The sequence below is a fragment of the Yinghuangia sp. YIM S09857 genome (assembly GCF_051388915.1).
Lineage (GTDB): Bacteria > Actinomycetota > Actinomycetes > Streptomycetales > Streptomycetaceae > Yinghuangia.
The window spans coordinates 14,122-39,361 of record NZ_JBPKBH010000002.1; the positions used below are offsets into that span (position 1 = coordinate 14,122).

Annotated in this window: 22 protein-coding genes; 11 read left to right on the plus strand and 11 right to left on the minus strand. The window is 71.5% G+C overall.

Annotation, left to right across the window (positions count from 1 at the left end; genetic code table 11):
* Window positions 1-6 precede the first annotated feature (6 nt).
* The gene (locus tag ACRX5S_RS03195) at window positions 7-390 is read right to left on the minus strand and encodes a winged helix-turn-helix transcriptional regulator (protein ID WP_436771167.1); all 384 of its coding nucleotides are present in this window, start codon (window positions 388-390) and stop codon (window positions 7-9) included.
* Between the two features lie 170 nt (window positions 391-560).
* Here ACRX5S_RS03195 and ACRX5S_RS03200 point away from each other — a divergent pair, with 170 nt between their 5' ends.
* The 3 genes from ACRX5S_RS03200 to ACRX5S_RS03210 all read left to right on the plus strand — a co-directional run bounded on the left by ACRX5S_RS03200 (window position 561) and on the right by ACRX5S_RS03210 (window position 2,786).
* Window positions 561-1,406 carry an NAD(P)H-binding protein gene (locus tag ACRX5S_RS03200; protein WP_436771168.1) on the plus strand — a complete coding sequence of 282 codons (846 nt, stop codon included), beginning with the start codon at window positions 561-563 and terminating at the stop codon, window positions 1,404-1,406.
* Window positions 1,407-1,642: 236 nt separating this feature from the next.
* Window positions 1,643-2,287, plus strand: coding sequence for an excalibur calcium-binding domain-containing protein (locus tag ACRX5S_RS03205; protein WP_436771169.1), 645 nt, complete (start codon window positions 1,643-1,645; stop codon window positions 2,285-2,287).
* 322 nt (window positions 2,288-2,609) lie between these two features.
* Window positions 2,610-2,786, plus strand: coding sequence for a hypothetical protein (locus ACRX5S_RS03210; RefSeq protein WP_436771170.1), 177 nt, complete (start codon window positions 2,610-2,612; stop codon window positions 2,784-2,786).
* 160 nt (window positions 2,787-2,946) lie between these two features.
* Here the strand turns inward: ACRX5S_RS03210 and ACRX5S_RS03215 are convergent, their stop codons facing one another.
* Both ACRX5S_RS03215 and ACRX5S_RS03220 read right to left on the minus strand, forming a co-directional pair.
* Window positions 2,947-3,708, minus strand: a complete 762-nt coding sequence (locus ACRX5S_RS03215) for a hypothetical protein (RefSeq protein ID WP_436771171.1) — start codon at window positions 3,706-3,708, stop codon at window positions 2,947-2,949.
* A gap of 263 nt (window positions 3,709-3,971) precedes the next feature.
* Window positions 3,972-5,387 (minus strand): MFS transporter, encoded by a 1,416-nt coding sequence (locus ACRX5S_RS03220; protein WP_436771172.1) that lies wholly within the window; start codon window positions 5,385-5,387, stop codon window positions 3,972-3,974.
* Window positions 5,388-5,866: 479 nt separating this feature from the next.
* Here ACRX5S_RS03220 and ACRX5S_RS03225 point away from each other — a divergent pair, with 479 nt between their 5' ends.
* Window positions 5,867-6,814, plus strand: coding sequence for a helix-turn-helix transcriptional regulator (locus ACRX5S_RS03225; protein WP_436771173.1), 948 nt, complete (start codon window positions 5,867-5,869; stop codon window positions 6,812-6,814).
* Window positions 6,815-6,915: 101 nt separating this feature from the next.
* The gene (locus tag ACRX5S_RS03230) at window positions 6,916-7,716 is read left to right on the plus strand and encodes a hypothetical protein (RefSeq protein ID WP_436771174.1); all 801 of its coding nucleotides are present in this window, start codon (window positions 6,916-6,918) and stop codon (window positions 7,714-7,716) included.
* 125 nt (window positions 7,717-7,841) lie between these two features.
* Here ACRX5S_RS03230 and ACRX5S_RS03235 read toward each other — a convergent pair whose 3' ends face one another.
* Window positions 7,842-10,124 (minus strand): glycoside hydrolase family 3 C-terminal domain-containing protein, encoded by a 2,283-nt coding sequence (locus ACRX5S_RS03235; RefSeq protein ID WP_436771175.1) that lies wholly within the window; start codon window positions 10,122-10,124, stop codon window positions 7,842-7,844.
* Window positions 10,125-10,366: 242 nt separating this feature from the next.
* On the opposite strand from ACRX5S_RS03235, the gene ACRX5S_RS03240 reads away from it, so the two are divergent.
* Together ACRX5S_RS03240 and ACRX5S_RS03245 are read left to right on the plus strand one after the other, a co-directional pair.
* Window positions 10,367-10,969 (plus strand): TetR/AcrR family transcriptional regulator, encoded by a 603-nt coding sequence (locus tag ACRX5S_RS03240; RefSeq protein WP_436771176.1) that lies wholly within the window; start codon window positions 10,367-10,369, stop codon window positions 10,967-10,969.
* A 246-nt stretch (window positions 10,970-11,215) separates the two neighbouring features.
* Window positions 11,216-11,386 carry a hypothetical protein gene (locus ACRX5S_RS03245; RefSeq protein ID WP_436771177.1) on the plus strand — a complete coding sequence of 57 codons (171 nt, stop codon included), beginning with the start codon at window positions 11,216-11,218 and terminating at the stop codon, window positions 11,384-11,386.
* A 173-nt stretch (window positions 11,387-11,559) separates the two neighbouring features.
* Here the strand turns inward: ACRX5S_RS03245 and ACRX5S_RS03250 are convergent, their stop codons facing one another.
* Window positions 11,560-12,054 (minus strand): DUF3037 domain-containing protein, encoded by a 495-nt coding sequence (locus ACRX5S_RS03250; RefSeq protein ID WP_436771178.1) that lies wholly within the window; start codon window positions 12,052-12,054, stop codon window positions 11,560-11,562.
* Window positions 12,051-12,830 carry a HipA family kinase gene (locus ACRX5S_RS03255; protein WP_436771179.1) on the minus strand — a complete coding sequence of 260 codons (780 nt, stop codon included), beginning with the start codon at window positions 12,828-12,830 and terminating at the stop codon, window positions 12,051-12,053. Before ACRX5S_RS03255 ends, ACRX5S_RS03250 begins: the two co-directional genes overlap by 4 nt.
* Window positions 12,831-13,093: 263 nt before the next feature.
* On the opposite strand from ACRX5S_RS03255, the gene ACRX5S_RS03260 reads away from it, so the two are divergent.
* Both ACRX5S_RS03260 and ACRX5S_RS03265 read left to right on the plus strand, forming a co-directional pair.
* Complete coding sequence (locus ACRX5S_RS03260) at window positions 13,094-13,711, plus strand: effector-associated constant component EACC1 (RefSeq protein ID WP_436771180.1); 618 nt, start codon at window positions 13,094-13,096, stop codon at window positions 13,709-13,711.
* A complete protein-coding gene (locus ACRX5S_RS03265; protein ID WP_436771181.1) occupies window positions 13,711-19,287 on the plus strand; it encodes a caspase, EACC1-associated type in 5,577 nt (1,858 codons plus the stop codon). The genes ACRX5S_RS03260 and ACRX5S_RS03265 overlap by 1 nt, the downstream gene beginning before the upstream one ends.
* 158 nt (window positions 19,288-19,445) lie before the next feature.
* On the opposite strand, the gene ACRX5S_RS03270 is transcribed toward ACRX5S_RS03265, so the two are convergent.
* From ACRX5S_RS03270 to ACRX5S_RS03285, 4 genes are all read right to left on the minus strand, one after another.
* Entirely contained in the window at window positions 19,446-19,757 is a 312-nt protein-coding gene (locus ACRX5S_RS03270) for a hypothetical protein (protein ID WP_436771182.1), read from the minus strand.
* 279 nt (window positions 19,758-20,036) lie between these two features.
* Window positions 20,037-20,279 (minus strand): hypothetical protein, encoded by a 243-nt coding sequence (locus tag ACRX5S_RS03275; RefSeq protein WP_436771183.1) that lies wholly within the window; start codon window positions 20,277-20,279, stop codon window positions 20,037-20,039.
* Between the two features lie 104 nt (window positions 20,280-20,383).
* Window positions 20,384-20,827 (minus strand): VOC family protein, encoded by a 444-nt coding sequence (locus ACRX5S_RS03280; RefSeq protein ID WP_436771184.1) that lies wholly within the window; start codon window positions 20,825-20,827, stop codon window positions 20,384-20,386.
* Window positions 20,828-20,997: 170 nt separating this feature from the next.
* On the minus strand, window positions 20,998-21,633 hold the full coding sequence (locus ACRX5S_RS03285) for a TetR/AcrR family transcriptional regulator (protein ID WP_436771185.1): 636 nt from the start codon (window positions 21,631-21,633) through the stop codon (window positions 20,998-21,000).
* A 235-nt stretch (window positions 21,634-21,868) separates the two neighbouring features.
* Here ACRX5S_RS03285 and ACRX5S_RS03290 point away from each other — a divergent pair, with 235 nt between their 5' ends.
* Window positions 21,869-23,449, plus strand: a complete 1,581-nt coding sequence (locus tag ACRX5S_RS03290) for an AMP-binding protein (RefSeq protein ID WP_436771186.1) — start codon at window positions 21,869-21,871, stop codon at window positions 23,447-23,449.
* 39 nt (window positions 23,450-23,488) lie between these two features.
* On the opposite strand, the gene ACRX5S_RS03295 is transcribed toward ACRX5S_RS03290, so the two are convergent.
* Window positions 23,489-24,040 (minus strand): hypothetical protein, encoded by a 552-nt coding sequence (locus ACRX5S_RS03295; protein ID WP_436771187.1) that lies wholly within the window; start codon window positions 24,038-24,040, stop codon window positions 23,489-23,491.
* 252 nt (window positions 24,041-24,292) lie between these two features.
* Here ACRX5S_RS03295 and ACRX5S_RS03300 point away from each other — a divergent pair, with 252 nt between their 5' ends.
* The gene (locus ACRX5S_RS03300; RefSeq protein WP_436771188.1) at window positions 24,293-25,129 is read left to right on the plus strand and encodes an ATP-grasp domain-containing protein; all 837 of its coding nucleotides are present in this window, start codon (window positions 24,293-24,295) and stop codon (window positions 25,127-25,129) included.
* Window positions 25,130-25,240 lie beyond the last annotated feature (111 nt).

Below are 25,240 nucleotides of genomic sequence, written 5' to 3' on the forward strand. Positions count from 1 at the left end.
GAACGGCTAGTGCGCCGGGTCGGCGTCGTAGGCCTCGCGGGCGTGCTCGACTCGGGCCAGATTGGCGTCGGCCCATTCCGCGAGGTGGGCGAAGAGCGGGGCGAGGCTGAGGCCGAGGTCGCTGATCTCGTACTCGACGCGGGGCGGCACCTCGGCGTGGTAGGTGCGGACGACCAGCCCGTCCCGCTCCAACTGCCGTAGCCGCTGCGTCAGCACCTTCGGTGTGATGGCGTCGATCCGCCGCTGCAACTCGACGAACCGCTGCCGCCCGTGGGCGTGCAGCGTCCACAGGATCGGCGTGGTCCACCGACTGAACACGATGTCGACCACCGGCCCGACGGGGCACGCCAGTTGCGGGTCGACAGTGCTCTGCTCCGGCATGGTCTTCATCGTCGCCACCTGGACCCCTCGGCACGGTCAATGGGGATAGTCACTTTCCTGTAGGTACCTACTATATCCGCGGTGTTAGCGTCGGTTCATCGCCCCGGAGCGCAGCCTCCCGGGCCTTCGCAGCGCATTCAGGCGCATGCGAACACGCTTACACATCGCGGGAGTTACTCATGATCGTCGTGACGGGTGCCACGGGAAACGTCGGACGCGCGCTGGTCGGCGTCCTCGCCGCCGACGGGCGCCCGGTGACCGCGACCTCGCGGGGCATCACGGAGGCGGACGTACCGCCAGGGGCCATTGCAAAGCCGGCTGATCTCATCGAAGTCGACACGTTGCGGCCGTTGTTCGAGGGCGCCCGCGCGCTGTTCCTCCAGAGCGGCGGGGCGAGCGCCCACCGGCTCGACGCGCGAGCCGTCGCCGAGGCCGCCAAGTCGGCCGGGATCGAGCACATCGTCCTGCTGTCCTCGCAGGGCGTGGCCACCCGGCCGGAGTCCGGCTCCCACGGCGGGATCGCGGCGGCCATCGAGGACGCCGTCCGGGAGTCGGGGGTGGACTGGACGATCCTGCGCCCCGGCGGGTTCGCCAGCAACACGTTCGCGTGGGCCGAGCCGGTCCGTACGCGGCGCGCGGTGGCCGCCCCGTTCGGCGACGTCGGACTGCCGGTGATCGACCCGCTCGACATCGCCGAGGTCGCGGCGGCTGCGCTGCTCGGGGACGGGCACGACGGCCAGACGTACGAGCTGACCGGCCCCGAACCGACCACGCCCCGGCAGCGCGCCGAGGTGATCGGTGCGGCGCTCGGGGAACCGGTCGCGTTTGTCGAGCAGACGCGCGGCGAGGCCCGGGCCGAGATGCTGCGCTTCATGCCGGAGGACGTGGTCGACACGACGCTGGCGATCCTCGGCGAGCCGACGGAGGGGGAGAGGCGGGTGAGTCCGGACGTGCGCCGGGTCCTCGGACGCGAGCCGCGCCCGTTCGCGGACTGGGTGGTGCGGAACGTGGGGGCATTCCGGTAGGCGACCGCCGGGCGGGGGGCTCGGTTGGGGATCCGCGCAGGCGCCTGACGGGTTGTCAGGCCGGCCTCCTCGCGGTTCCCCAGCCGGATCCTTCGGTTGCGCCTGCCGCCCGGAATGCGCGGGCCTGCGGCGTCTTGGGGCTGCCCGCGGATACGGGATTTGGAGGTTGGAATGTGCGTTCGGGTGGCGCGTCGCTAGTGTTCCGGCAGTCGAATGCTTCCGGAGAGATGGCCACCATGCGCGACCAAGCCGCACGTACGACCCTGGCACTGCTTGCCTGCGCGACTCTCGGTGTCGCCGGGTGCAGCAGCGGATCCGGGAAGGGCAAGGAAGAGGACAAGTCCACCCCGATAGTTCGGGACACGGGCGCGCAGGACGGCGCGGCGCTGCCCACGGTGAACATGCCCGACCTGACGGGCAAGGACCTGGCGGCGGCGACCGCGGCGGTGAAGGCTGCCGGGTTCACCGGGGAGGTCGCCTACCGCGACGCGCTCGGGCAGAACCGCAAGCCCGCCGCGGACAAGACGTGGAAGGTCTGCACGCAGATGCCCGCGCCGGGGCCGTCGAACCCGCAGGAGAAGGTGGACCTGGCGGCGGTCCCCGGCAAGGAGACGTGCTCCGGTGCGCCGACCTCGGTACCGCCGGTGAAGACCGCCGACCCGACGCGGATCACGATCCCGCCGACGAAGGGGCAGACGTCGAACCCGCCCAACCCCACGGCCACCAGGCCCGACCCACGGCCGACCGGGCGCCCGACGTTTGTGTTCTACCGCAACTGCCGCGACGTGAAGGCGGCGGGCGCGGCGCCGATCCGCAGGGGTGACCCGGGCTATGGCCTGCACCTGGATCGCGACGGCGACGGCATCGCCTGCGAGCGTTAGGCCGCGCAGCCGCGCGACTGACTCCACGACAGCGCGACTCCACGACTCCGCGGCGTGGGGGCCTCGGGACGCCGAGGGTCGGGCCCCACCTTCCCGCCCCGTGAGCGAATGAGGAGGACTTGAGCCGCTTTCGATGGCTACTCGAACTATTGGGAACTTGGCGGATGTTCGCCCGATTTGCCGATCGTCAACCGACGATTTCGTTGCTCCATTCGGGGGATCTCCGCGCCATTCGGTGGCCTCGGCGTCCGAGGGCAAAGCAGACTTCCTGAGAGGTCGACAGCGGTCGGCCGCGCATCGCCGACGGGCGGGGGGATGATCGGTGAGCCGCAACTTGCGCCCCCAGTCGGGTTTCGTGGCGCGGCCATGCTCGGTCGCCGGCGGCGCGGTGGGCTGTCTCGAACTCGAGAAGTCCGAGGGCGCCCGGGTGGTGAGCGTCAAACGCCTGAGCCACGACCGCGCACGGCTGGACACGACGCTGCACTATCCGGAGGGGTGAGCGCGGGGGGTCGTGGCGGAGAAGGGGCCTAATAGCAGGCCCTTGCCTCGTAACGCTGTGAAACCCCGGAACGCCACCGGCAGCCGGGGGCGGGCGGGCGCAAGCAGGGGCCGGCCACGCCGTCGTCCGCTCCGGCGACCCGCCGTCTCGCCTTGTCTCCCTACTTCTCCTTCATCTTCGCGGTCAGGCGCTGGACGACCAGCTCCGCGCCGCGAAACGCGATCTCCTGGGTCGTCTCCACATCCGGCGCCTTCAGGTCCACCGCGAGCGTCGCCACCACAACCGACCCCTGACGGGCCATCACCCACACATACGGCGCGTTGCGTTCGCCCTTCGCATCGACCCAGATCGCGTCCATGACCAGCGCCTCGTCGACGTCGGCGAGTTCGTGCTCGTCGGTGGTCACGCTCGTCAGGCGCGCGCCGCCGGCGAGGGTCTGCGACGGGCAGCGCTTCGCGTCCTGGCGTACTTTCTCCAACGACTCCTTCGCGGCGTCCACGGTGTCGAACGCCGTCGCCCCCGACACCGCGAAGACCTGTTCGAGGCCGGAGGCGGTGGGGCTGAACGTGTAGCGGTACAGGTTCGCGACCGCGCCCGGCATCGTGCCGTCCTCGCGGCTCGTGCAGTCGTCGCCGAAGACGAACCGGGCGAGCGAGTCCTCCTCGTAGCCTTCCTGCCTCTGGTATTCGGGTCCCCAGTGGCGCGGTTCCAGCGGGACGGCGCGTACGACGTCCTTGGCCCGGTCGCCGAGCGGGATGTCGACGGTCGGGGACGGCGGCGGTGGCGGCGCGGGACGGTCCGGCGACGGCCGCGCCGTGTCGCCGCCCAGAATGCGCGCTATGTCGTTGGTGGGCGCACCGTCGCCCTGCCCCGTCGCATCCGAATCGCTGCTGCACCCCGCGACCAGGACGGCCGCCAGCATGAAACCCGTGAACCCCGTGCCCCGCAGAACCAGCCCTCGACGACCCACCGTTGCCCCCATGTGCGTGCGATCAACTGACTGATTCTCCGCACATGGAGGCAACAGAGTCGACACCATCCCGGTGACGGTTTGCGGCCGGGCCGCCGGCCGGACCGCTGGCCGTGCCGCCGGCCGGTCGCCGGTGGGGCCGTCGTTCGCGCGTCGTCAGCCGGGCCGAGAGCCGGGACATCGGTCGGGCCGAAGCCCGGTCGTGAGTCGGGCCGTCAACCGCGCCGCAGCATCAGCGCGCTCAGCGCCGCCGCGAGGGCGACCCCCGCCAGGCCCAGGCCCGTCGTCCAGCCCGCCTGCGCGGCGCCCGCGCCGATCCGTTCCAAATACACCGTGCCGAACACCGCCACCCCCAGCACCTGCCCGAACTGCGTGACGGTGGCCAGGAGTCCGCTCGCGTCCGGGGCGTCGACCGGCGCCACCCGCCGCAGGCCCAGCGCCATCACCGGGCTGAACGCGGCCCCCAGCGACGCCCCGACGGCCCCGAGTACCGCGATCAGCACGGCCTGGTTCGCGTCCTCGTGCTGCGCCCATGCGAGGCCGAGGTACGACGCCGCCACCGGAACCATCGCGACGGCCGGCAGATGCCGGTGGTAACGGGCGGGCAGGCGTTGCCAGTTCAGGCTGACCACGGCGAAGACGAGCGCCGCCGGTACGAACACCCCTCCCGCGTGCAGCGCCGAGTAGCCGAGCCCGCCTTGCAGGTAGAGGGCGGAGGTGAACAGGAATCCGGCGTACGACGCCATCACCAGCGTCATCGTCACCGCCGCCGGGGTCACACCGGGTGTGCGCAGCAGCCGCCCGGACACCAGCGGTGCGCCGCCGCGCGCCTCGACACCACGTTCCACCACCGCGAACAGCGCGAACAGCACAGCCCCCGCGGCCATGCACACCCAGCCCCACAGCGGCCAGTCCTCCTCGTGCCCGAGCACCAGCGGCACCACGAGCAGCACGATTGCGGGCGACACCACCAGCAGCCCGCGCAGGTCGAGGCGCCTCGCGGTCTCCGCCCGGTCCGGCGGCATGAGACGCGGTACGGCGGCCAGCAGGGCCAGGCCCACCGGCACATTCACCAGGAACACCGGGCGCCACGAGAGCCCGAACAGGTCGGCCGTCACCAGTACGCCGCCGAGCACCTGCCCGGCGACCGCGCCTCCGGCGATGACCGCGGCGTACAGGCCGAGCGCCTTCGCCCGTGCCTCGCCCTGGAACTGACGTTGGATCACGGACAGCACCTGAGGCACCATCAGTGCGGCCCCCGCGCCCTGCACCGCCCGCGCGGCGATCAGCGACCCGGTCTCCGGCGCGACCCCGCACGCGAGCGAGGCCGCGGTGAACACGGCGAGACCGGTGACGAACAGCCGCCGGTACCCGAACATGCCCCCGAGCCGCGACCCGGTGACGATGAGCGCCGCGTACACGATCGTGTACCCGGCGACGATGAACTGGAGTGCGGCGCCCGAGGCGTCAAGGTCCTCACGCAACGTCGGAGCCGCAACGTTGACCACGGAGACGTCCAGCAACGCCATGAACTGCCCGGTGAGCACCGCGGCAAGCAGCAACCCGGGCCGCCCCGCCCCCGACGGACCCTCCGTCGCACGCAGCGGACGGGAAAGTGTTGTCTCAGTCATCCCCCAACCGTGACCGCGCGCCCATACCCGTAACAGAAGCCTGTTTATCCGGGTATAACCAACACCCGGAACCCACATCGCAGTTCAGAACGCCGCTTGTCGGGGCCACGCGACGACGCCCACACTCGGAACGTTCCCGAACGCCACGCCGCCGTGCGGCATCGACACGGCAGAGAAGGAGCTTCGATTCGATGAACGACAGGCCCGCTCCCGGCGAATGGTTCAAGTCCAGCTACAGCAACAACCAGGGGGGGAAACTGCGTCGAGGGGGCGCGGCTCGGTGTTCGTGGGATGGCGGTTCGTGACAGCAAGGACACCGCGCGGGGTGCTCGTTGTGGGAACCGCTTCTTGGGCGCTGCTCGCCTCTGCGCTGAAGGCGGCCGGCTGACGGTACCCGGCTGGTACCGGTAACCGGCGCGTGGTTATCCGGGTACCAGGAGCACCTGGTTCGTCTTCGCCGTTGTGGCGAGGATGGATGGATGACCAGTACTAGTGCGGTGGCCAAGGTGCCGCAGGCGGTGCGGCGCGGCGAGTTGTCGGCGTTCCTGCGCAGCCGGCGGGCGCGGATCACGCCGGGGGACGTCGGCCTGCCGGAGGGCACCCGTCGGCGTACCCCCGGCTTGCGTCGCGAGGAGGTCGCGCAGCTCGCCGGAGTGGGCGTCACCTGGTACACGTGGCTGGAGCAGGGGCGGCCGATCAAGGCCAGTGCGCAGGTGCTCGACGCGGTGTCGCGCACGCTGCGGCTGGACGTCGCCGAGCGCGAGCACCTGTACCAACTCGCGGGCATCCCCTCGGTGTCGCGGCCGGACAGCACCGACCACGTACGGCCCGAGGTGCAGGGGATCCTCGACCACCTCGTCCCGCTTCCCGCGGCGGTCTACAACGCGCGGTGGGACGTGCTGGCGTGGAACGCGACGTACGCGATGCTCTTCCCCGGCGTGTCGAGTGCGGCGCGGGCGGAGCGGAACGTCATGTGGAACATTTTCACGAAGCCGGAGTGCTGCTGCCCGTTCATGGACCCGACCCTGGAGATGCCGCGCATGGTGGCCTCGCTGCGCCCGGCCTACGGGCGGCACATCGGCGAGCCCGCGTGGGTCGCCTTCGTACAGCGGTTGTGCGAGGCGAGTACCGAGTTCGCAGCACTGTGGGCGCGACAGGACGTGCTGGTGGGGGACGCGTACGTGAAGCGGCTGCGGCATCCGGAGGTCGGCGAGATCCGGGTGACCGTGACCTCGATGGCGTTGGAGGTGCCGGAGACGCGGATGAACGTCTACACGGCCGTGGACGCGGAGTCGCGCGCCGCCATCGACCGCCTGCGCACGATCGCCCGACCGCGGGTCGGCTGCCCGGGGCACGGGTACGTCCACTACCGCAACCCGGCCTTCGCCGCGGCCGATTCGGCCCTCGCAGGTGCCGCCGAAAGCTGAAGGCGGCGGCCGACCGGTAGCCGCGGTGCCCGCCTTGGCGTTCTTCGCTGGTCGGCGAACACCGAACCTCTGTGTGACTGTTGGGCGGGTACCCTGCGGAAGTGCCGTACCAGCTCAACGCCGTCATAGGCAGTTTCGACCTGCTCAGGAGCCGCACTGCCGGGATTCGCGAAACGGCCGTCGCCCCGCTCCGGCAGGGCATGGGGCTGGTTCCTGTCACCGAACAGCTCCTCGGCGACCAGACGGGGCATATCAGCCGAACCGGCACCGGACTTGGTCAACCGTTCACGGTGACGTCGCCGGTCTTCGAGCAGACCTTGAGCGACTGGTCCCGGGGCGGGCCGATTGCCTACGTGGAGGCGGATTTCCACGGAGGGGACGGGTGCCAGGCCGCTGCCGTCTGGCGTACCGGCGCGAAGGCGTGGGGTACGGCTCGTACCTGGGACTTCACCGGCCCACGGGAAGATTGGCCGATCAATGCCGCGCTCGCCCTGCTCGATGTCGTTCCGAGCAGCTTCGAACGGGCGGACCACCACGACCTGTTCCTGGAGGTGGGGCTTGGCTGGGAACAGGACACGGAGGGCTGGCAGTCGGCCGGCCGGAGCGCTCTGTGGGCGGCAAGCTACGACGAATGGCATCAGGAGCACCTGAAGGAACAGGCGAGAACAGCACGTGCCGCCGCGGACATTGAGAAGCGCAGGAGGCTTCCCGGCGTTCCGGTGGCTCTTGACGGTAAGGCGATCATCGAGCTGCTCGGCCTCTCTCCGGGCCCGCTCGTCGGTGCGGCCACCCGCCATCTACAAGAGCTGCATCTCGAACGCGGCCCGCTGTCACGGGAAGAGGCCGTCACCCTGTTGAGGACCTGGGCCGCGGAGCAGGACACGGGATGCCGAGGCCGGTGATCGGTCAAGTGTTGGTTCTGCTGTGAACGGGCGCGGGACGAGTGCCTTCGCATCCCGTCCCGCGCCCGCCGGTACCCCCACTACCTCGTAGGGCCCCCGACGCCCCGACGCCCCCTCAGCCGCTGTCAGCCCGCCGTCGCCTCCGCGAACTTCCGTACGGCCTCGTCGATCTGCTCGTCGTTCACCGGGAATCCGGGGAACCGGGCCAGGCGGGACAGGGGGATCGCGCGGATCATCTGGCCGCTCTCCGGGTCGAACAGCATCGCCGCGAAGCCCTCGGTGCCGACCGCCTCGCGCAGCCACGGGCCCGCGGCCGGGTGGGCGAACCACTGCTCGGCGGTGGAGTCGGCCTGGAGCGGCACCGCGTAGGCGTCGCCGGTGAGTTCGACGGTGCCCTCGGCGCGGATGTCGCGTGAGGACGCCCCGACGCGCAGCCCGAAGGCGCCGCTCTCGACGATCCAGCGGCCCACGGCTTCGTGCCAGAAGGCGAACGCCCGCCGCCCCAGCGTCAGCGTGACCGGGGCGCTCTCGCCCGGCTCCAGCGTGACCCGGGCGAAGGCGCGCAGCTCCTGCTCCGGCCGGAAGACCGACGCCTCGGGGTCGGTCACGTACAGCTGCACGGTCTCGGTGGCCGCGCGGTCGCCGGTGTTGGTCACCGTGACCGTGACGTCGACCTGCGGTTCGGCGCCGTCCGCGCGGACCGCGATCTCCAACCCGTCGTAGCCGAAGGTCGTGTACGACAGTCCGTGCCCGAACGGGTAGGCCACCGGCAGCCGGTGCGCGTCGTACCAGCGGTACCCGATCAGGAGGCCCTCGCCGTACTGCACGCGCCCGAAGTCGCCGGGGAAGTTGCCGATGGTCGGGTTGTCCTCGTAGCGCACCGGGATGGTCTCGGCGAGCCTGCCGGACGGAGAGACCGCGCCGAGGAGCAGGTCCGCGACCGCGCTGCCGCCGGCCTGGCCGAGCAGCCAGGTCTCCAGGAGCGCCTTGGCGCGGTCCTGCCAGGGGGCGAGGGTGACGACGGATCCGTTGGACAGCACGACGACGAGGTTCGGGTTCGCGTCGGCGACGGCGTGGAGCAGGGCTGTCTGCTGGGCCGGGAGGTCCATGTGCGCGCGGTCGTAGCCCTCGGACTCGTACGACGGCGGCTGGCCGAGGAACAGGACGGCGACCTCCGCGGCCGCCGCGGTGGCGACGGCCTCGGCGACGAGTGCGTCGTCGGCGTCCTCGGACTCGATGACGTACCCGGCGGCGAAGGCGACCTCGCGGGTGCCGTCGAGGGCGGACCGCAGCGCGTCCAGGGCGGAGTCGATGCGGGTGGGGTTGACCTGCGAGGACCCGGCGCCCTGGTAGCGGGGCGTACGCGCGAACTCGCCGATGACCGCGACGGTTCCGCCCGCGGCCGGGTCGAGGGGGAGCAGACCGCCCTCGTTCTTGAGCAGGACGGCGCTCGCGGCGGCGGCCTCGCGGGCGAGGGCGTGGTGCGCGTCGGCGTCGTATCCGGCCGGGTCGGCGAGGGCGGGGAGCGCGCGGTCGATCAGGGTGAGGACGCGGGTGACGGCGAGGTCGACGTCGGCCTGGGTGAGCTGTCCGGAGGCGACGGCGTCCAGGATGATGCGCGTCCCGGCGCCGCCGGAGGACGGCATCTCCAGGTCGAGGCCCGCGGCGACGGTCTCGGCACGGCGGCTGACCCCGCCCCAGTCGGAGACGACCAGCCCGCGGAAGCCCCAGTCGCCGCGCAGGATTTCGGTGAGCAGTTGGCGGTGCTCGGCGACGTACGTGCCGTTGACGCGGTTGTACGACGACATCACGGTCCACGGGTCGGCCTTGGTGACGACCGTCTCGAACGCCGGCAGGTAGATCTCGCGCAGCGTGCGCTCGTCGACCTCGGCGGAGACGGTCATGCGGTCGGTCTCCTGGTTGTTGGCGGCGTAGTGCTTGACCGACACGCCGACGCCCTGGCTCTGCACGCCCTGGGTGAACGCCGCGCCCAGCTCGCCGGCCAGCGCCGGGTCCTCGGAGTAGTACTCGAAGTTGCGGCCGCAGAGCGGCGAGCGCTTCATGTTGACGCCCGGGCCGAGGACGATGGCGACGCGCTCGGTGCGGCACTCGCGTCCGATCGCCTCGCCGACGCGGGCGAGGAGCGCGGTGTCCCAGCTCGACGCGAGGCCCGCGGCGGGCGGGAAGCAGGTGGCCGGGACGCTGGCGAGCAGGCCGAGGTGGTCGCCGCTCTCGTCCTGCTTGCGAAGGCCGTGCGGGCCGTCGGACAGCATGATCGCGGGGATGCCGAGGCGCTCGATCGGCTGGGTCCGCCAGAAGTCGGAGCCGTCCAGGAGCGCGGCCTTCTCCTCAAGGGTGAGTTCGGCGAGCAGTGCGGGGATGTCGAGCCGTGCGGCGTCGCTGGTCATTGCGTCGTCTCCGTGGTCGCGGTGGATGGACGGCCCGCTGCCGGTGCGTCCCAGGCTGGCGGTGGCGCCACTATAGGCACAATCCCGAGTGAGTGGTAAGTATTCAGCGGGAAAAACCTAGCTTATGGTAGGTATTGAGTGGTGTGGCATCCTGTCGCGCATCCGAGCGCACGCGCGGGCACCCGCCCACAGGCACGTGCGAGCACGCGAATCGAACGCGACGCGAGGCCGGGAGGAACGACGTGACCGCCGCCGAGGCGCGGCGCGGCTACGCCAAGGGCCGCGCGAAACGCCGCGAGATCATCGACCAGGCCGTCGCCCTGTTCGGCGAGGTCGGCTACCGCGGCGCGTCGCTCCGCGAGATCGCGGCCCGCTGCGGCATCTCACACCCCGGGCTCATCCACCACTTCCCGACCAAGGAGGCCCTGCTGCTGGCCGTGCTCGCGCAACGGGACGAGGACGACGCCCGGCGCGTCACCGCCTCGGGCGAGGTCGGCGTCGACCGCCTGCGGCGCATGGTCGAGGTGGTCGAGCTGAACACGCACCGCCGCGCGATCGTCGAGATGTTCACGGCCCTGTCCGCCGAGGCCACCTCGCCGGACCACCCCGCGCACGAGTACTTCGCCGAGCGTTACCGCACCACCGTCGCGGGACTGGCGTACGACTACGCGCACGCCCGCAAGGCCGGGCTCCTGCGCCCCGGCGTCGACCCCGAGGACGCGGCCCGCCAACTCGTCGCGCTAATGGACGGGCTCCAGGTGCAGTGGCTGATCGACAGCGAGGGGACGGACATGGCCGCGATCGTGCGGGCACACGTCCAGGCGCAGCTGACGGTCGGCGTGTGAGGCTCGGCAATTGACGGTCGGCGTGTGGCGGTCGGAATGTGACTGCCGGCCCGGCCTCCGCTACCCGAACCTCACCGTCCGCTTCCGATCGCAGTGGGATCCGGCTCGTGGAGTCGACGGTACGGAGCCGAACGTACGCGCGACGCGCTGCCCGAGATCTCCCGGATTCCCCGCCCGGCGCGCTAACCTGCAAGTCAGGGGCCCTGTCCCGGGTCCTGCCGACGCCGTAGCCCCAGGGGAGGGCCCATGTCCGGTGTCACCCCGAGCTCGACGAGCCGCGGCCTGGTCATATGCACCGGGATCTACCTCGCCCTCGCGTCGCTCTACTCCGCCATATACAGCCCGCCGGCGTGGATGTGGTTCGGATGGTCGGTCATGGCCATCGCGACCGTGATCCTCGTCGTCACCGATCGCTGACCTGACCGCAGAGGCGGGCGCGGATCCGGCTGCCTTCCGGGCCGGGTCCGGTCGGCCTTTCCGGCATGCATCGGCGGCTGCGTGTCGGGCGCCGGTCGGGCCGAGCCCGCGTCACGTCGTACGGCGGCACAGCGGCATGTCGGTAAAGCGATGTGGCGCTACTTGGTACGACGTCAGAGCACCAGCAGGTCGAACAACCGGTCGAGTTCCGCCGCCGGGTTCGCCGTCAGCCCGCCGTGCACCGGCCCCGGCTGCACCACCGCGCTGCGCGGTGCCGTCAGCCAGCGGAAGCGTCGTCCCAGCGGCTCCGCCCCCGCCGGCCCCGCGCCCGGCGCGCCCGCGCACACCAGCTCCCACGCCGCCAGCGCGGCGCGCGTCTGTACGGAGTCCGCCGCACGGTCGAGCGCGCACAGCCGCGGCACGTCCAGGTGCGTGCGCGCGCCCAGGAAGTCGAACGCCTGGCTGTACAGCACGACGCCCGCGTTGATGCACTCGCCGCGGTCCACGCGCGGCACCACGCGGATCAGCGCGTACTCGAAGAACTCGCGCGGCCGCGGCGCCACTTCGGCGGTCAGCGGGGTGGCGCGGGGCGCGGTCGGCGGCACGGTGTCCGGCAGGTCGCGCGGTGCGGTGGTGGCGTCGGGCGGGGTCACGTCGGGCGGGGTCATGAGGCGTCCACCGCCGGGAGCCAGGCCTTGCGGTTCGCGAGGCGTTCGAGAAGGTGGTCGACGTACGCGGCCCGCAATGCGTCGGGCGAGTCGAGCCCGAGCTTGGCCTCGGCCTCGTTCGGCTCCAGCCAGGCGTTCGGGACCAGGTCCGTCACCTCGGTCAGCAGGTCGCGCGTGACCAGCGGCGACAGCGCCTTGTCGGCGTCTGCCAGGTGCCCGGCCGCGGTGGGCGCGAGGACGTGGTCGGACGCGTCGTACGGGCGGGTCGCGGCCGCCTTCGCCGCCGACCACGCGTGGTGGAACCACAGCGCCGCGCCGTGGTCGATCAGCCAGAGCCGGTCGTGCCACACCAGCAGGTTCGGATTGCGCCACGTGCGGTCGACGTTGCTGGTGAAGGCGTCGAGCCACAGCACCCGGGCCGCGGTGGGGCCGTCCGGCTGCCACGCCACCGGGTCGAAGCCGACCGCGCCCGGCAGGAAGTCCATGCCGAGGTTGAGGCCGCCGGACGCGTGCAGCAGGTCCTGCACCTCCTCGTCCGGCTCGCTGCGGCCGATCACGGGGTCGAGTTCGATGCGTACCAGATCGGGCATCGCCAGCCCGAGGCGGCGCGCCAGCTCGCCGACGATCACCTCGGCGACCAGGACCTTCGGCCCCTGGCCCGCACCGCGGAACTTGACGACGTACGTGCCGAGATCGTCGGCCTCGACGATGCCCGGCAGCGAACCACCCTCGCGCAGCGGGGTGACGTAGCGGATGGCTTGGACCAGGGGGAGCACAAGATCAGCCTAGCGGGAGGCGGGGCGAGGGCATGCGGGCGGCGGGGCAGCGTCGGCACGAGGCGGGAGTTCGGCGGACGGGCGGCTGGGTGGGCCGGGTGAGCAGGTGCACGGGTCTGCGTGCGAGCGGGCGTCCGAACACGGCGGCAGGTTCTAGGCTGGTGCGCCACAACACCAGTGCGGGCGGTCGGGGTTCGGGATCCGGGCAGCCGCCGCGGGACCGCGGACGGCCGGGGGCGGCCGGGGCGAGGGGGACACAGCCGATGCACGTCACGATCACCTTGGACGGCGCCGACGCGCGGGACGACGTCCGCCACCTCTACCGGTGGCTGCGCGACGCCGACCAACTCCGTTACGACGCCCGCGTCGAGCTGACCTCGTCGCAGGACACACTCGGCGAATCGTTGATGGGCCCGACGCTGGACGTGATCGACATCGTGCTCGCGAGCGGCTTCTCGGCGGCGAGCCTGGCCGCCACGCTCGCCATGTGGCGCAGCAGCCGCCCGCGCGCGGGATCGGCGACGCTGACCGTGGGCGCCACGACCGTGACCGTGCAGGACGGGTCGCCGGAGACCATCCGGGCGATCGTGGACGCACTGACGGCGAACGCGGGTCCTGTGGCTGAGGCCGTGTCTGGGCCCTTGTCTGGGGCTGCGCCTGGGGCCGGGGCCGCGCCCGGGCCCTCGTCCGGGGCCGCGCCCGGGCCCACTCCCGGGCTCACTCCCGGGCCCACGCCCGTGGCCGCGCCCGGCTCCGCGCCTGGACCGGGGCCTGCGCCCGGGGCTGGGCCCGCGCCTGGGCTCGCAGCCGCAGCCGCCGCCGCCGCACCGCCCGCCACGCCGCCCGCGGACGGGGACGGGGACGCCGAAGGCGCCGCCTGATGGCCCCCGGCCTGCACGACCCGCGGTCCTCGGGCGCCGTGCTCATCGGCACCCACACCTACGACCACCTCCCCGACCTACCGGCCGTCGCCCACAACCTGAGGGCGCTGCGTGCCGCCCTCATCGACCCGCTCGTGTGGGGCCTGCCCGACGGCCACTGCACCGTTGTCGAGCAGCCCGGGAGCGCCGACGACGTCCTGGAGGCCGTCGCCGAAGCCGCGTCCGCCGCAAGCGACCTGCTCCTCGTCTACTTCGCCGGGCACGGCCTGCTGTCCCCGGTGGACGACGGCCTCGACCTGGCCCTGCGGGGGTCGCGGCACGACCAGCGGTTCCGGCGCCTCGGGTACGAGTCGGTACGCGGGGTCCTGCGCGACGCCCGCCACGTCCGCGCCAAGGCGGTCGTCCTCGACTGCTGCTTCGCGGGGCGCGCGATCGTCGGCGCGATGGGCCCGCCCGTCGAACTCGCCGACATATCACAGGTGGAGGGCACGTACCTGCTCGCCGCCGCCTCGGCCACGGAAGCCGCGCTGGCGCCGCCGGGGGAGACGCACACCGCGTTCACCGGCGAACTCCTCGACATCCTGGCCAACGGCATCGCGGGCGCCGACACGTACCTCGACTTCGGACGCATCCACGACCACCTGAGCGCGCGACTCGCCGCCAAGGGGCGGCCGCGGCCGCAGCAGCGCAACGACGGACACGGCTCGCGGATCGTCCTGGCCCGCAACCGGCGCGCCGCGACGGAGGCCGACGAGAGCGCCACCGGGCCGACCGGGCCGCTGCGCGACCTGCTGGTCGCGCAGCAGCGGGCGGCGAGCAAGTTCCCGTACCGGCTGTACGGCGCGCCCGCCAATGCTCTGGCGACGGTCTACGTGCGGCAGCAGACCCGCGCGTACGTCTCCGAACGCGACCGGTCCACGACCACCACCGAGCCGGACGAGCGCCGCGATGCCGGCCCGGTGGTGCGCGACCCGAGGGACCCGTCCGGGCGTCCCGACTCCTTCGCGCCGGAACGGCATCACAGCGAACCCGTGCCGATGCCGACGCCCCGGCCGACGGTTGCCCGCTCCGCGACCGTCGCGCCGCTCCGTGCGGTGGACGAAGCCCTCGCCCTGCACCGCCACTTGCTCATTCTGGGCGGCCCGGGGCAGGGGAAGTCCACCCTCACGCTCCAGCTCGCCGCGTCCCTGGCCGACGAGTTCGCGCCCGGGGAGAGCATGCTGCCGCTGCGCGTCACCGCCGCGAAGCTCGCCGACCTGGACGGCCCGTGGAGCACGCGGGTCGAACGCGCCCTCACCGACGAACTCGGCCCGTTCCTCGACGGCCCCCTGCCCGCAGACCTGTTGGCGTGCCTGCCGGCCGAGCACACGCGGCTGCTCATCGTGGACGGGCTGGACGAGATCACCAACCCGGAGCAGCGGCGGGCGTTCATCGCCATGCTGGGGAGCCGGTTGCAGGACCAAGAGGTGCCGTACCGTCTGCTGATCACCAGCAGGCCGCTGCCTCCGGACGAACTGGATACGCTGAACCAACTCGCTTTGGGTGCCTACACGTTGGAGCCGTTCAGCCGCGAGCAGTTGGAGGAGTTCGCGGGGCGGTGGTTCGGTGACACGGCACAGGGACGCCTCCGCGCACAGGCGTTCCTGCACCAGATCGGCCGCACGGGAGTGCGCGAGCTGAGCCGGGTTCCCCTGCTGGCCACGATTGCGGCGATCGTGTTCACCGAGGGCGCGGCGGAGACGGTGCCGACGAGCCGGTTCCGGTTGTACGAACAGTACTTCGCCTATCTCGACCGCGACCACACCGCCGCCCATCACGAGCAGAAGGAACGGATCCTCGACGGCCTGCGCCACGCGCGCGAGGTGCACGTGCGGAGCGTGTCGTACCTCTTCGCGCACGTCCGCGAACTGGTCGAGCACCTGGCGGAGTCGGTCGTCAAGGTCCGGGACGCGGACGCCGAACCGCGCGACCTGCTCCGTGCAGCGTTGTCCTGGCTCGACGCCCAGGGCTGCCGCCCGACCCGGCTGCAACTGCCGCAGTGGCAGACCCTGGTGGCCGGATTCCTGGGCGCGTCAGGGTTGTTCGTGCTCCAGGGCGACCGACTCCGTTTCGTGCACTACACGTTCGCGGAACACATAGCGGCCGATGTGCACGCCCGCCGCCTGCCACCCGAGTTCGACCCGGAGGACGAGGCATGGCACGCCCTGGTAGACGAAGCGCTTGCGGCGAACATGCAGGCGTGGGCGGTCGTCGTTCACCACTCCAACATGCACGCGAGTGGCGACGCGATCCTGAATTGGCTGAACGGCGGCGGGGTCCGGTTCCAGGCCCTGGCCGGGACCTTCCTGGCCAACGGCATTGAGGCGGACGAGAGCCATGCGTCCCGCTTCGTGGACCACGTTCTGCACCGACTGGCCAACAAGATGCCCCACGAGGAAAGCCGCCAGATCGTCGGCGACATCGCGGCGATGGTCCAACACCCCGAGATGCGCACCGCGATCGACCGGTACCTACGCGAGGAGTACCGGTCCTATGAGATGCAGATCGCGATCGCCCGGGCCATCGGCCCCGACGCCGTGCACATCGCCGAACCCGTGCTGGCCGCCGTCATGCGGAACGCTGACGCCCCCGGCCGCCATCGCGTGGCGGCAGCCCAAGCGATTGCGGAACTCGCACCGCGCCATCTGGGCGACGCCGTCGACATCGTCCGCGCCCTGTCCGCGGCGGAGCAGAGCACCCCAGACGACCGCGCCACGGCGGCCGAAGCCTTGGCGGATTTGGATCCCCGATTCACGGACGAGGCCGCGGACATCCTCCGAGCGGTTCTCCGCAACTCGCATGCGGGGTGGGTGACTCGCGCCGACGCGGCACGGTCGCTCGTCGGACTGGGCCCCCGATACGTCGACGAAGCCGCCGCGGAACTCGGCACACTCGAGGCCGGACCCGAGGTGTCCTGCTACGAGATCGCGTACGCTGCGAAGGCCCTTGCCGAACTCGGGTCCGACCATGCGCTGACGGCCACCGAGTTGCTGTGTGTTTCGGCCCAAGGCCGTGACCAGGACGACTGCATGACCCTGGCCGAGGCGATGCTCCACTGCGGACCGAAGGGCACGCATGAGGCAGCCGAGTTGGCGCGCGGCGTTGCCGCGAGCCCGGACGCCGAGGCACTGGACCGACATCGCGCGGCGGGTTTGCTCGACTCGCTCGGTCATGCCTCGGAAGCCGCGGCGATATTCGTCGATATCGCCGGCGACCGACACAGCGACATCGAGTTGCGCACAGTGGCCGTCCTGGGGGCGTGGTGGTTCGACGCGGCGTTCGCCCACGAAGCAACCGAGATTCTTTGGCAATTGGCCCGGGATGAGGACACCGCCGCACAGCAGCGGGCTCTCGCCGCCGTCGCTCTGGCAGCCCTGGGCCGCGCACACCGTGACGGCGCCGTGGCACTGTTGCGTACGGAAATGAGGTCGCCCGAGTCCACGTCCGAGGACCGCACAGTCTTTGCAGGTGCACTGGGCGAACTGAGTCCCGAGCATACCTCCGAGGCGACCGAAGCCCTCCGTGAACTAGCGACAGTCATACCGCCGTTGCGCCTCCATGTACTCGCACGTGCGTTGGCGGATCTGGGGGCTCAGAACTCCAAGGCCGCCGCCGGGCTGCTTCGGACCGTCATCGCGCACCCTCACGCGAGCGCGCGAGACAGAACGTCGTCGGCAGGGGCGCTGGCCAGACTCGGCTCCGTATACCTGGGCGAAGCCGCGACCGTCCTCCGCGAGGCCGCCGCAGCCGGCGACGCGGACTACTACGTCCGTAGCCAGGCCGCTGTGAACCTCGCCAATCTGGCACCGCGATACATCCCCGAGGCGGCGGCAGTGCTGCTGGCGATCGTGTCCGACGAAGGTGTCGAGACGTGGGTGCGCGACGATGCCGCCAGGGAACTGGCCGAACTCGAATCTCCGTTGGCGGAGTCCGGGACGGCGCGCCTTCTGGAGAGCCTTTGCCTGGCACGCAGGCGCGCCCACGCGACGGTTTCGACCGCGCGACAACTCGCCCGTTTGGCCCCCCGGCACACGTCGGTCGTGGTGGCGAAACTCCGTGAGCGCATGGCGGCCCCCGACACCACGGTCGAGGACGCGGTCGTCCTCGGCGGCTACTTGGCCTCGACCGATCCGGAAACCGCCCAGGAGTTCGCCGATTTCCTGCGGGGCGTCGTACGTTCGGCAGACACGACACCCTACGCTCGGCGCTGCGCGGTCCAGGCGCTGGGCAGCCTCGGACCCGGTTTCCGCGACGAGGCCGTGGGGCTGGGCGACATCGTGTTGTCGGCGGACGACGTGCCCAACGAGATCCGGTGGATGGTCATCGCGGATCGTGTCGACTGGGGGCCCAGGCTCCGGCGTCCGGCACTGGCCACTTTGCGGCACGCTCGTTCTGACCGGACCGTCAGTCGGCGCGAACTCCGTGAACTGGCGGGCAAGTTCCGCGACTTCGGTACCGAAGGTCGGACTGACTCGGCCGCCCTGATGTTCGAAGTGTTCACTGACACGGACACACCTGGCATTCTGCGTCGCCTGGCCGCGCGCGAGGTCCCTTCGTCCAGCCCGCGCCGGGTGCGCGAAGTCGTGCGGCGGCTGCGTCAAGCAACCGTGGACGCGCAACTACCATTGCCCGACCGCGTCGAGGCGATCGCTGTCCTGCTGGCCATAGACCCGGACACGGGACCGGAGACTGCCGAACTCCTGCCGGATTTCCTGGAGTCCGCCCCAGACGCATCACAGCGCGTCGCTGTAGCCCATGTGTGTGTCACCGCAGGCGGACATTTCCGCGGCATCGCCGTCGAAGCCATGCAGAGGATCCTGGCGGATGCCACCGCCGACCCGAGCCACCACCTCGGCGCCGCCGAAGTACTGCTCTCGGCCGGCCCCCTGCTTCGCGACGAAACGGTACGGGCCTTCCGCGCCGTCGCGTCCGCCCCGCACGCCACGCTGGAAGTACGCAGCATGGCCGCCTACCGACTCGCGGACATTGCGCCGCGGTACGAGGACGAAGGCGTGGCGCTGCTGCGTGCCCTCTGCGACGAAGCGGGAACCGCCCGCGCCGCCGCGCTCATCGCGAACCGCCTTGAGTACATCGGCGAGGTCCACCGACCGGAAGCCGCCGCGCTGTTGCGCCGCGCCGCGCGCGACGACGCCGCACCCGCGTACGTCCGGGCAGGAGCCGCCGGGCGCCTCGCGTACCACGGCCCGGTGAACCGTACCGAGGCCATCACGGTGCTCCACGAAATCATCGCCGCCCCCGACACCCCGCGCCGCACGCGGCGGATGGCGGCGGCGGATCTGGGCCAGTTCGGGGTCTCGTGTGCCGCGGAGGCGGCGGACGTCCTGTTCGGGATGGCCGCGGCGAGCCCGCCTCGTTCCGTCGCCCGCCGCGCCGCGCTCCGGGCCGCCGCCCGGATCGGCCACGGCTACGCCCGCAGAGCCCTCGCCGAACTGGACGCCTTGGGCGCCGAGTCGCCGTCCTACTGCCAGCGCACACCCGCCCCGACACACCCCGCAGTCACCGCAGCGATCCCGTGAACCGGGCGTTGTGGCGAGACCCCCGTCACCATGCCGACCGAACCCCCCTCAAAGGAGCCTGAGGGACCAACAGGACAAAGGAGCTTTAGGGACCAGCAGGACAGCGGCCCCGACACGTCCGCCCCCGGAATGCGAGCAGATCACCGCGACTTCGCTCCTCAACCGGGGAACGGACAGGGAATGTCCAGCCTTTGAGTGACCTGACCCCCGGAGCGGACTTCGACGCGACCGGGGTACCGGCTGGAAAGGTCGTCCCGCGCTTTGTCCGCGTCACCGCTGACCGCTACCACGAGGATCTGCCCGTCCGGTTCGACCGAAACGCTGGTGACCTGGTAGTCGGGATGCTTGCTGGCGGCCGGCGCGAGTTGGAGTCCTTCGTTCTCCCGCGGGGTGAACCGCGCCGACTTGAGATCGATCCGGACACCGCCCGCCAACCCCCGGACGTCGCGGTCGAAGCGGGGATCAGGCATGCGGTACACCGTGATCGACCACGAACTCGCCTTCAGTCCCGCGCAGTAGGCGCCCTCCCGAGTCCTCGCCATGGCTCCCGACGCACTCCATCGCGTCCCACACCTCCGAAGACGGCACATCCCCAGCCGTGTCCGACGGGCACCTCGCGTCGCACGCGGCCGCTGGCGGCTGCGGACTTGGGCCAGTTCGGGTCTCGTGCGCCGCTGAGGCCGCGGACGTCCTGTTCGGGATGGACGCGGCGAGCCCGCCCCATTCCGTCGCGGGCCGCTGGGTGGTGTTCACCCTGGGAGGGTGTCTCCGGGGAAGCCGTGGCATGGGTGGACCTCGCAGCGCATCATGCCGGCTTGCACGCAGGGGTCTCCGGCCATGATCTCCTCGGCCTCCTGGGCCGGGACGGTCATGATCGCGACGCCGGCCATGGTGTCGGAGGCGACCGGGCACAGGATCGCGATCACTCCCTCGGCGCGCAGCGAGACCATGCGTCGCTGGTGTTCGAGTTCGATGGCGTCGGCGCCGTCCATGGTCCGCTCGGGACCCCAGTGCAGGAGTGCCAGGCTGAAGGCTTCGCGGTCGCGGCCAGAGCCTGGATCTGTTCGTCGGTCACGGGCGTGGCCATGTTGTCTCCCTACTTCTCGATGTGTTCGGCCAGCGAGACGATGATTCCTTCAGGTCCTCGGACGTATGCCATCCGCCACATGCCCTCGTACTCGCCGATGCCGCCCACCAGGCCGTAGCCGTTGGCCGCGGCGTGGTCGACCGCGGCTTGGAGGTCGTGCACCTCGAAGGCGATGTTGCGCAGGCCCAGTTCGTTCGCCGGCGCGGCAGGGGAACCCGGGAGGTGGTCCGGGCGCGTGAAGCTCGACAACTCCAGCGTTGTGCCTCCGCCGGGTGGCCGCAGCATGACGATCTCCGTGCGGGCGCCGGTCATGCCGATCACCGTGTCCAGGAACTCGCCTTCGACGGCCATCCTCGGATCGGCCTCCAGCCCGAGGCTCACGAAGAACGCCGTAGCGGCGTCGAGGTCGGCAACGGTGATGCCGACGTGGTCGAAGCGCTTGATGAATGCCATCGAATCCCTCTCGGGTGCCTGAAGAGACGCCGAGAAAGTAGCACCCCGAGTTCCGTGGAGGCCGGACATCCGGTCCTCCATCGCCACCATGCCTGCCGGCCGATCGGCCACATCCACCGCGTCGTGGTCAGCGGCCGTCGCCGTGTGTCCCGGCGGGGCGGACCCGCCGTTCAGGCGGACGCCACCATGACGGGGAGGATCTGGCGGACGTTGGTGGCGAGGGCGGTGGGGGCCTCGGGGTCGCCGGTGAGGTGGCGTTGCAGGGCGTGCTGGAAGACGCCGTCGTACATCGCGTAGGCGGTGGTGGTGGAGAACGCCGGTTCGCGGCCTGACAGTTCCGCGTACTGGGTGACGATGCGGGCGATCATGCGCTCCAGGCTCTGGTCGATGTCGCGGACGTCGTCGCGGAAGGACGCCTCGAACAGGCTCTGGTTGCGCAGGTCGTACCAGAGGCGGTGGAGGGTGGCGTCGTCGCGCAGGGTGCCGGCCATGGCCTCGCCGAAGCCGCGTGCCAGCTCGTCGGGGGTCTCGGCGGTCGCGACGACGTCGTCGTACCGCTTCACGCACTCGATCTTGTACTGCCGGACGCAGTGTGTGATCAGGTCGACCTTGTCGCGGAAGTAGTAGTGCAGGACGCCGTGCGAGAACTCGGAGTTCTGTGCGATGTCGCGCAGGCTCGTGCGCGCGTAACCCAGTTCGGCCAGCGTGCGCAGCGCCGACTCCGCGAGCTGGCGTCGCCGGGCCTCGAACTTGTCGACCTGGCGGCGGGAGATCCTGTCCCGGCCCTGGTCCGAAACCTGGGTCATAGTGCGTCTTCCGTCGGCCGCTCCGCGGCTTCGGGCCGCGAGTCGTGGCTTTGCAGCTTAGCGCGGGGGATTCGGCGGCCACGAGGGGCTTTGGTGGGCGCCCGGAAGGTCCTTGACAGTTGTCAAAAGATGTCTTGACGAGTGTCAAGACTTCATTAGGCTGTGCCCCACGTCACACACCCACGACACACGCCGCGTCCACCCTCCGCCCCTCGCCACACCCCACAGGAACGCCATGCGGCTCTGCGACTACCTCGACAAGGGTGCCTCCCTCGGCGCCGACGCCCCCTGCCTGACCATGGACGGGACGACGCTGACCTACGGCGAAGTGCGGACGCTGTCGTCACGCATCGCCGACGCGCTTGCCCGCTCCGGGGTCCGCCCCGGGGACAAGGTGGCGGTCCTGTCCGCGAACGACTCGACGGCGTTCGCATGCGTGTTCGGGATCTCCCGCGCGGGCGCGGTCTGGTGCCCGGTGAACCCGCGCGCCGCGGCGGCGGAGAACCGCGAACTCCTGGACCTGCTGGACTGCGTGTGCCTGATCTTCCAGCCGTCGTTCGGGGCCCTGGCCGAAGGCATAAGGGCGGACCTCCCGAAACTGCGCACGCTCGTCAGCCTGGATGTGGGCGGCGGTTCCGACGTCGTTCCCGCGGGTGCCGTCCCGTTCAGCACATGGCTCCACAACGACAAGGACAGCGACAAGGACAGCGACGGTGACAGCGTCGCCGCAGCGCGCGAGGCCGTCCCTCCCGACGACATCGTCATGATCGCCGGGACCGGCGGCACCACCGGAAAGCCCAAGGGCGCCATGCTCAGCGGGCGCAACATCGAGACGATGTCGGCGCTCACGCTGATGAGCTGCCCGTTCCCGCCGCGCCCGGTCTACCTCGCGCTCGCGCCGCTGACGCACGCCGCGGGCACCCTGTGCTTCCCGGTCCTCAGCCTCGGCGGCGAGATCGTCGTCATGCCGCGCCCCGACCTCGGCGAATTCCTCGCGCTGGTCGAACACCACGGCGTCACCCACACGTTCCTGCCGCCGACCCTCATCTACGCACTGCTCGCCCACCCCGCGCTGCACGACGCCGACACGTCCTCGCTCCGCTGCCTCTGGTACGGCGCCGCCCCGATGGCGCCCGCCCGGCTCGCCGAGGCCATCGGACGCCTCGGACCCGTGCTCGGGCAGCTCTTCGGGCAGACCGAGGCCCCGATGACGATCTCCACGATGGCCCCCGCGGACCACGTCGGCCCGGACGGCACGCCCGTCCTCGAACGCCTCGGCTCCGCGGGCCGCCCCACGCCGCTCGTCACCGTCGGGATCATGGATGCCGACGGAACCCTGCTGCCGCCGGGGAAGTGCGGCGAGATCGTGGTCCGCGGCTCGCTGGTCACGCCCGGCTACTACCGCGACCCCGGCGCGACCGCCGACGTCTCGCGGCACGGCTGGCACCACACCGGCGACGCCGGCTACCTCGACGAAGCCGGATACCTGTTCGTCGTGGACCGCCTCAAGGACATGATCATCAGCGGCGGATTCAACGTGTACTCGGCGGAGGTGGAGAAGGCACTCCTGGACCACATGGACGTACGCGACTGCGCCGTCGTCGGACTCCCCGACGACACCTGGGGCGAACGCGTCGCCGCGGTCGTCCAACTGCATCCCGGCCGCGCCGTGGAACCCGAGGCCCTGCAAGCCTTCGTGCGCGAACGCCTCGGCGGCGTCAGGACGCCCAAGCAGGTGGAGGTCTGGCCGGACCTGCCGCGCTCGACGGTCGGCAAGGTCCTCAAGCCGGACATCAGGCAGCGCCTGCTCTCCTGATCTGCGACCGGGGACTCCCGAACTCCCGTGTGCGCTGCCTCAGTCGGTGGGCTCGGCCGCGTCGTCCGTGCGGCGCGGCGAGGTCACCGGGTCCACGAACGGCACATCGGGCGCGAAGTGGGCGGCGGCCGCGGCGAAGCGCTTGACGTCCTCGTCCGGGCCGGTCCAGATGATCGCCGTGCCGGAGACGGGCATACCGACGGTGTCGTCGAGCAGTCGGTTGACGCCTCTGCCCAGCCCTCTCCGCTCGCGGTACTCCTGACTGGCCGCGACGCCGACCCAGTTGCCGGGCTTCGTCCGCCAGGATACGACGGCTTCGACATCGGACCACGGGACGACCACATCCGCCGTGAACGAGGCCCCGAACGTCACCCCCGCCGAGTCCACGCGCAGCAACACCGGCGCTCGCCGCCGCGCGACCGTCACCAGCAGCGCGAACAGCGTGGGGAGCACCCACAGCGGGATGGCGACGCCCAAAGGCACCCCGGGAACGAACCCCGCCGCCACGAGGAGCAGACCGATCACGCTCATCACGGTGTCGGAGGTCTGCCAGCCCTGACGCAGTTCGAACGGCGGATTCTCGTTGGTCATCCCGGCATGCTCCCAGGTCGGCCGGACGGTGGGTAGCCGCCCTTGCCAGGGTGAGGGCAGCGGCCGGGCGCGGAAAAGCGGGGGCGGCGGGAGGGCGCGGCGGGGCATGCTCGCGGCATGACGCGGATCCCGGCCCCGAATTCCACCGCGGCGTCGACACTTGGCCCGACTCCGACTCCGGCACCCGCTCCGACTCCGACTCCGGCACCCGCTCCGACTCCGGCACCCGCTCCGACTCCGGCACCCGCTCCGATGCCGACGCCGGCCCCGACCGACCACCCCCGCACCCTCGTCCTCGCGCCGCGCAGCACGGAGACGGACCGGTGGCTCGGGGCGGCCGCGTACCGCCGCGGGTTGCGGGTGGAGCGGTCGTACGACTGGGCGGTGCCCGCGGGTGTACGCGGCGGTGAGGCGTACGTCTACGCCGGGCCGCTGTTCGCGGACGCGGTGTCCCGCGACCTGCACGTCGGCCTCCTCGAACCGGCCGACGACTGGCTCGCCCGCCTGCCCCGCGCGCTGACCGGTCGCCGCGTCGAGGCGATGCCGCTCGCGCGGGCGCGGACCCTGCGCGGGCCGCGGTTCGTGAAGCCGCCCGCGGACAAGACTTTCCCCGCGCGCGTGTACGCGGACGGCTCCGAACTGCCCGGCCACGCGGTCTCGGACCAGGACGCGCTCGTCCTGGTGTCCGAAGTCGTGTGCTTCCGCAGTGAGTTCCGGCTGTTCCTGCTGGACGGCCGGGTCCTCGCCGCGTCCCGCTACGCCGTCGACGGCGACCTCGCGGTGGCGCCGCTGGACGGGTGCGCGGAGCGCACCGACGCGGAGGCGTTCGCGGCCGAGGTCGCCGGGAGCGGGGTCGCGGGGCTGCCGAGCGCGGTGGTCGTGGACATCGGGCGGACGGACGCGGGGGAGTGGGCGGTGGTCGAGGCCAACGCGGCCTGGGCGTCCGGCGGCTACGCGTGCGACGACGACGGCGTGTTGGCGGTGGTGATGCGCGCGGGCGGACCGGCGGCGGAGGTGCGCGCGTCGGACCGGGCGTTCGTGCGCCCCGCACCGCAAATCGTACGAGGAATGGCCGAGGAATCCGGATAAATGCCACGGCATCGAGGAGATTCCGCATGACTTGCGGCCATCCGGGTAGACACGCGAACCATACCCGCGCCCGCATCCGGGCGTCGGTCCTTGCTGCATGGAGGTAAACGC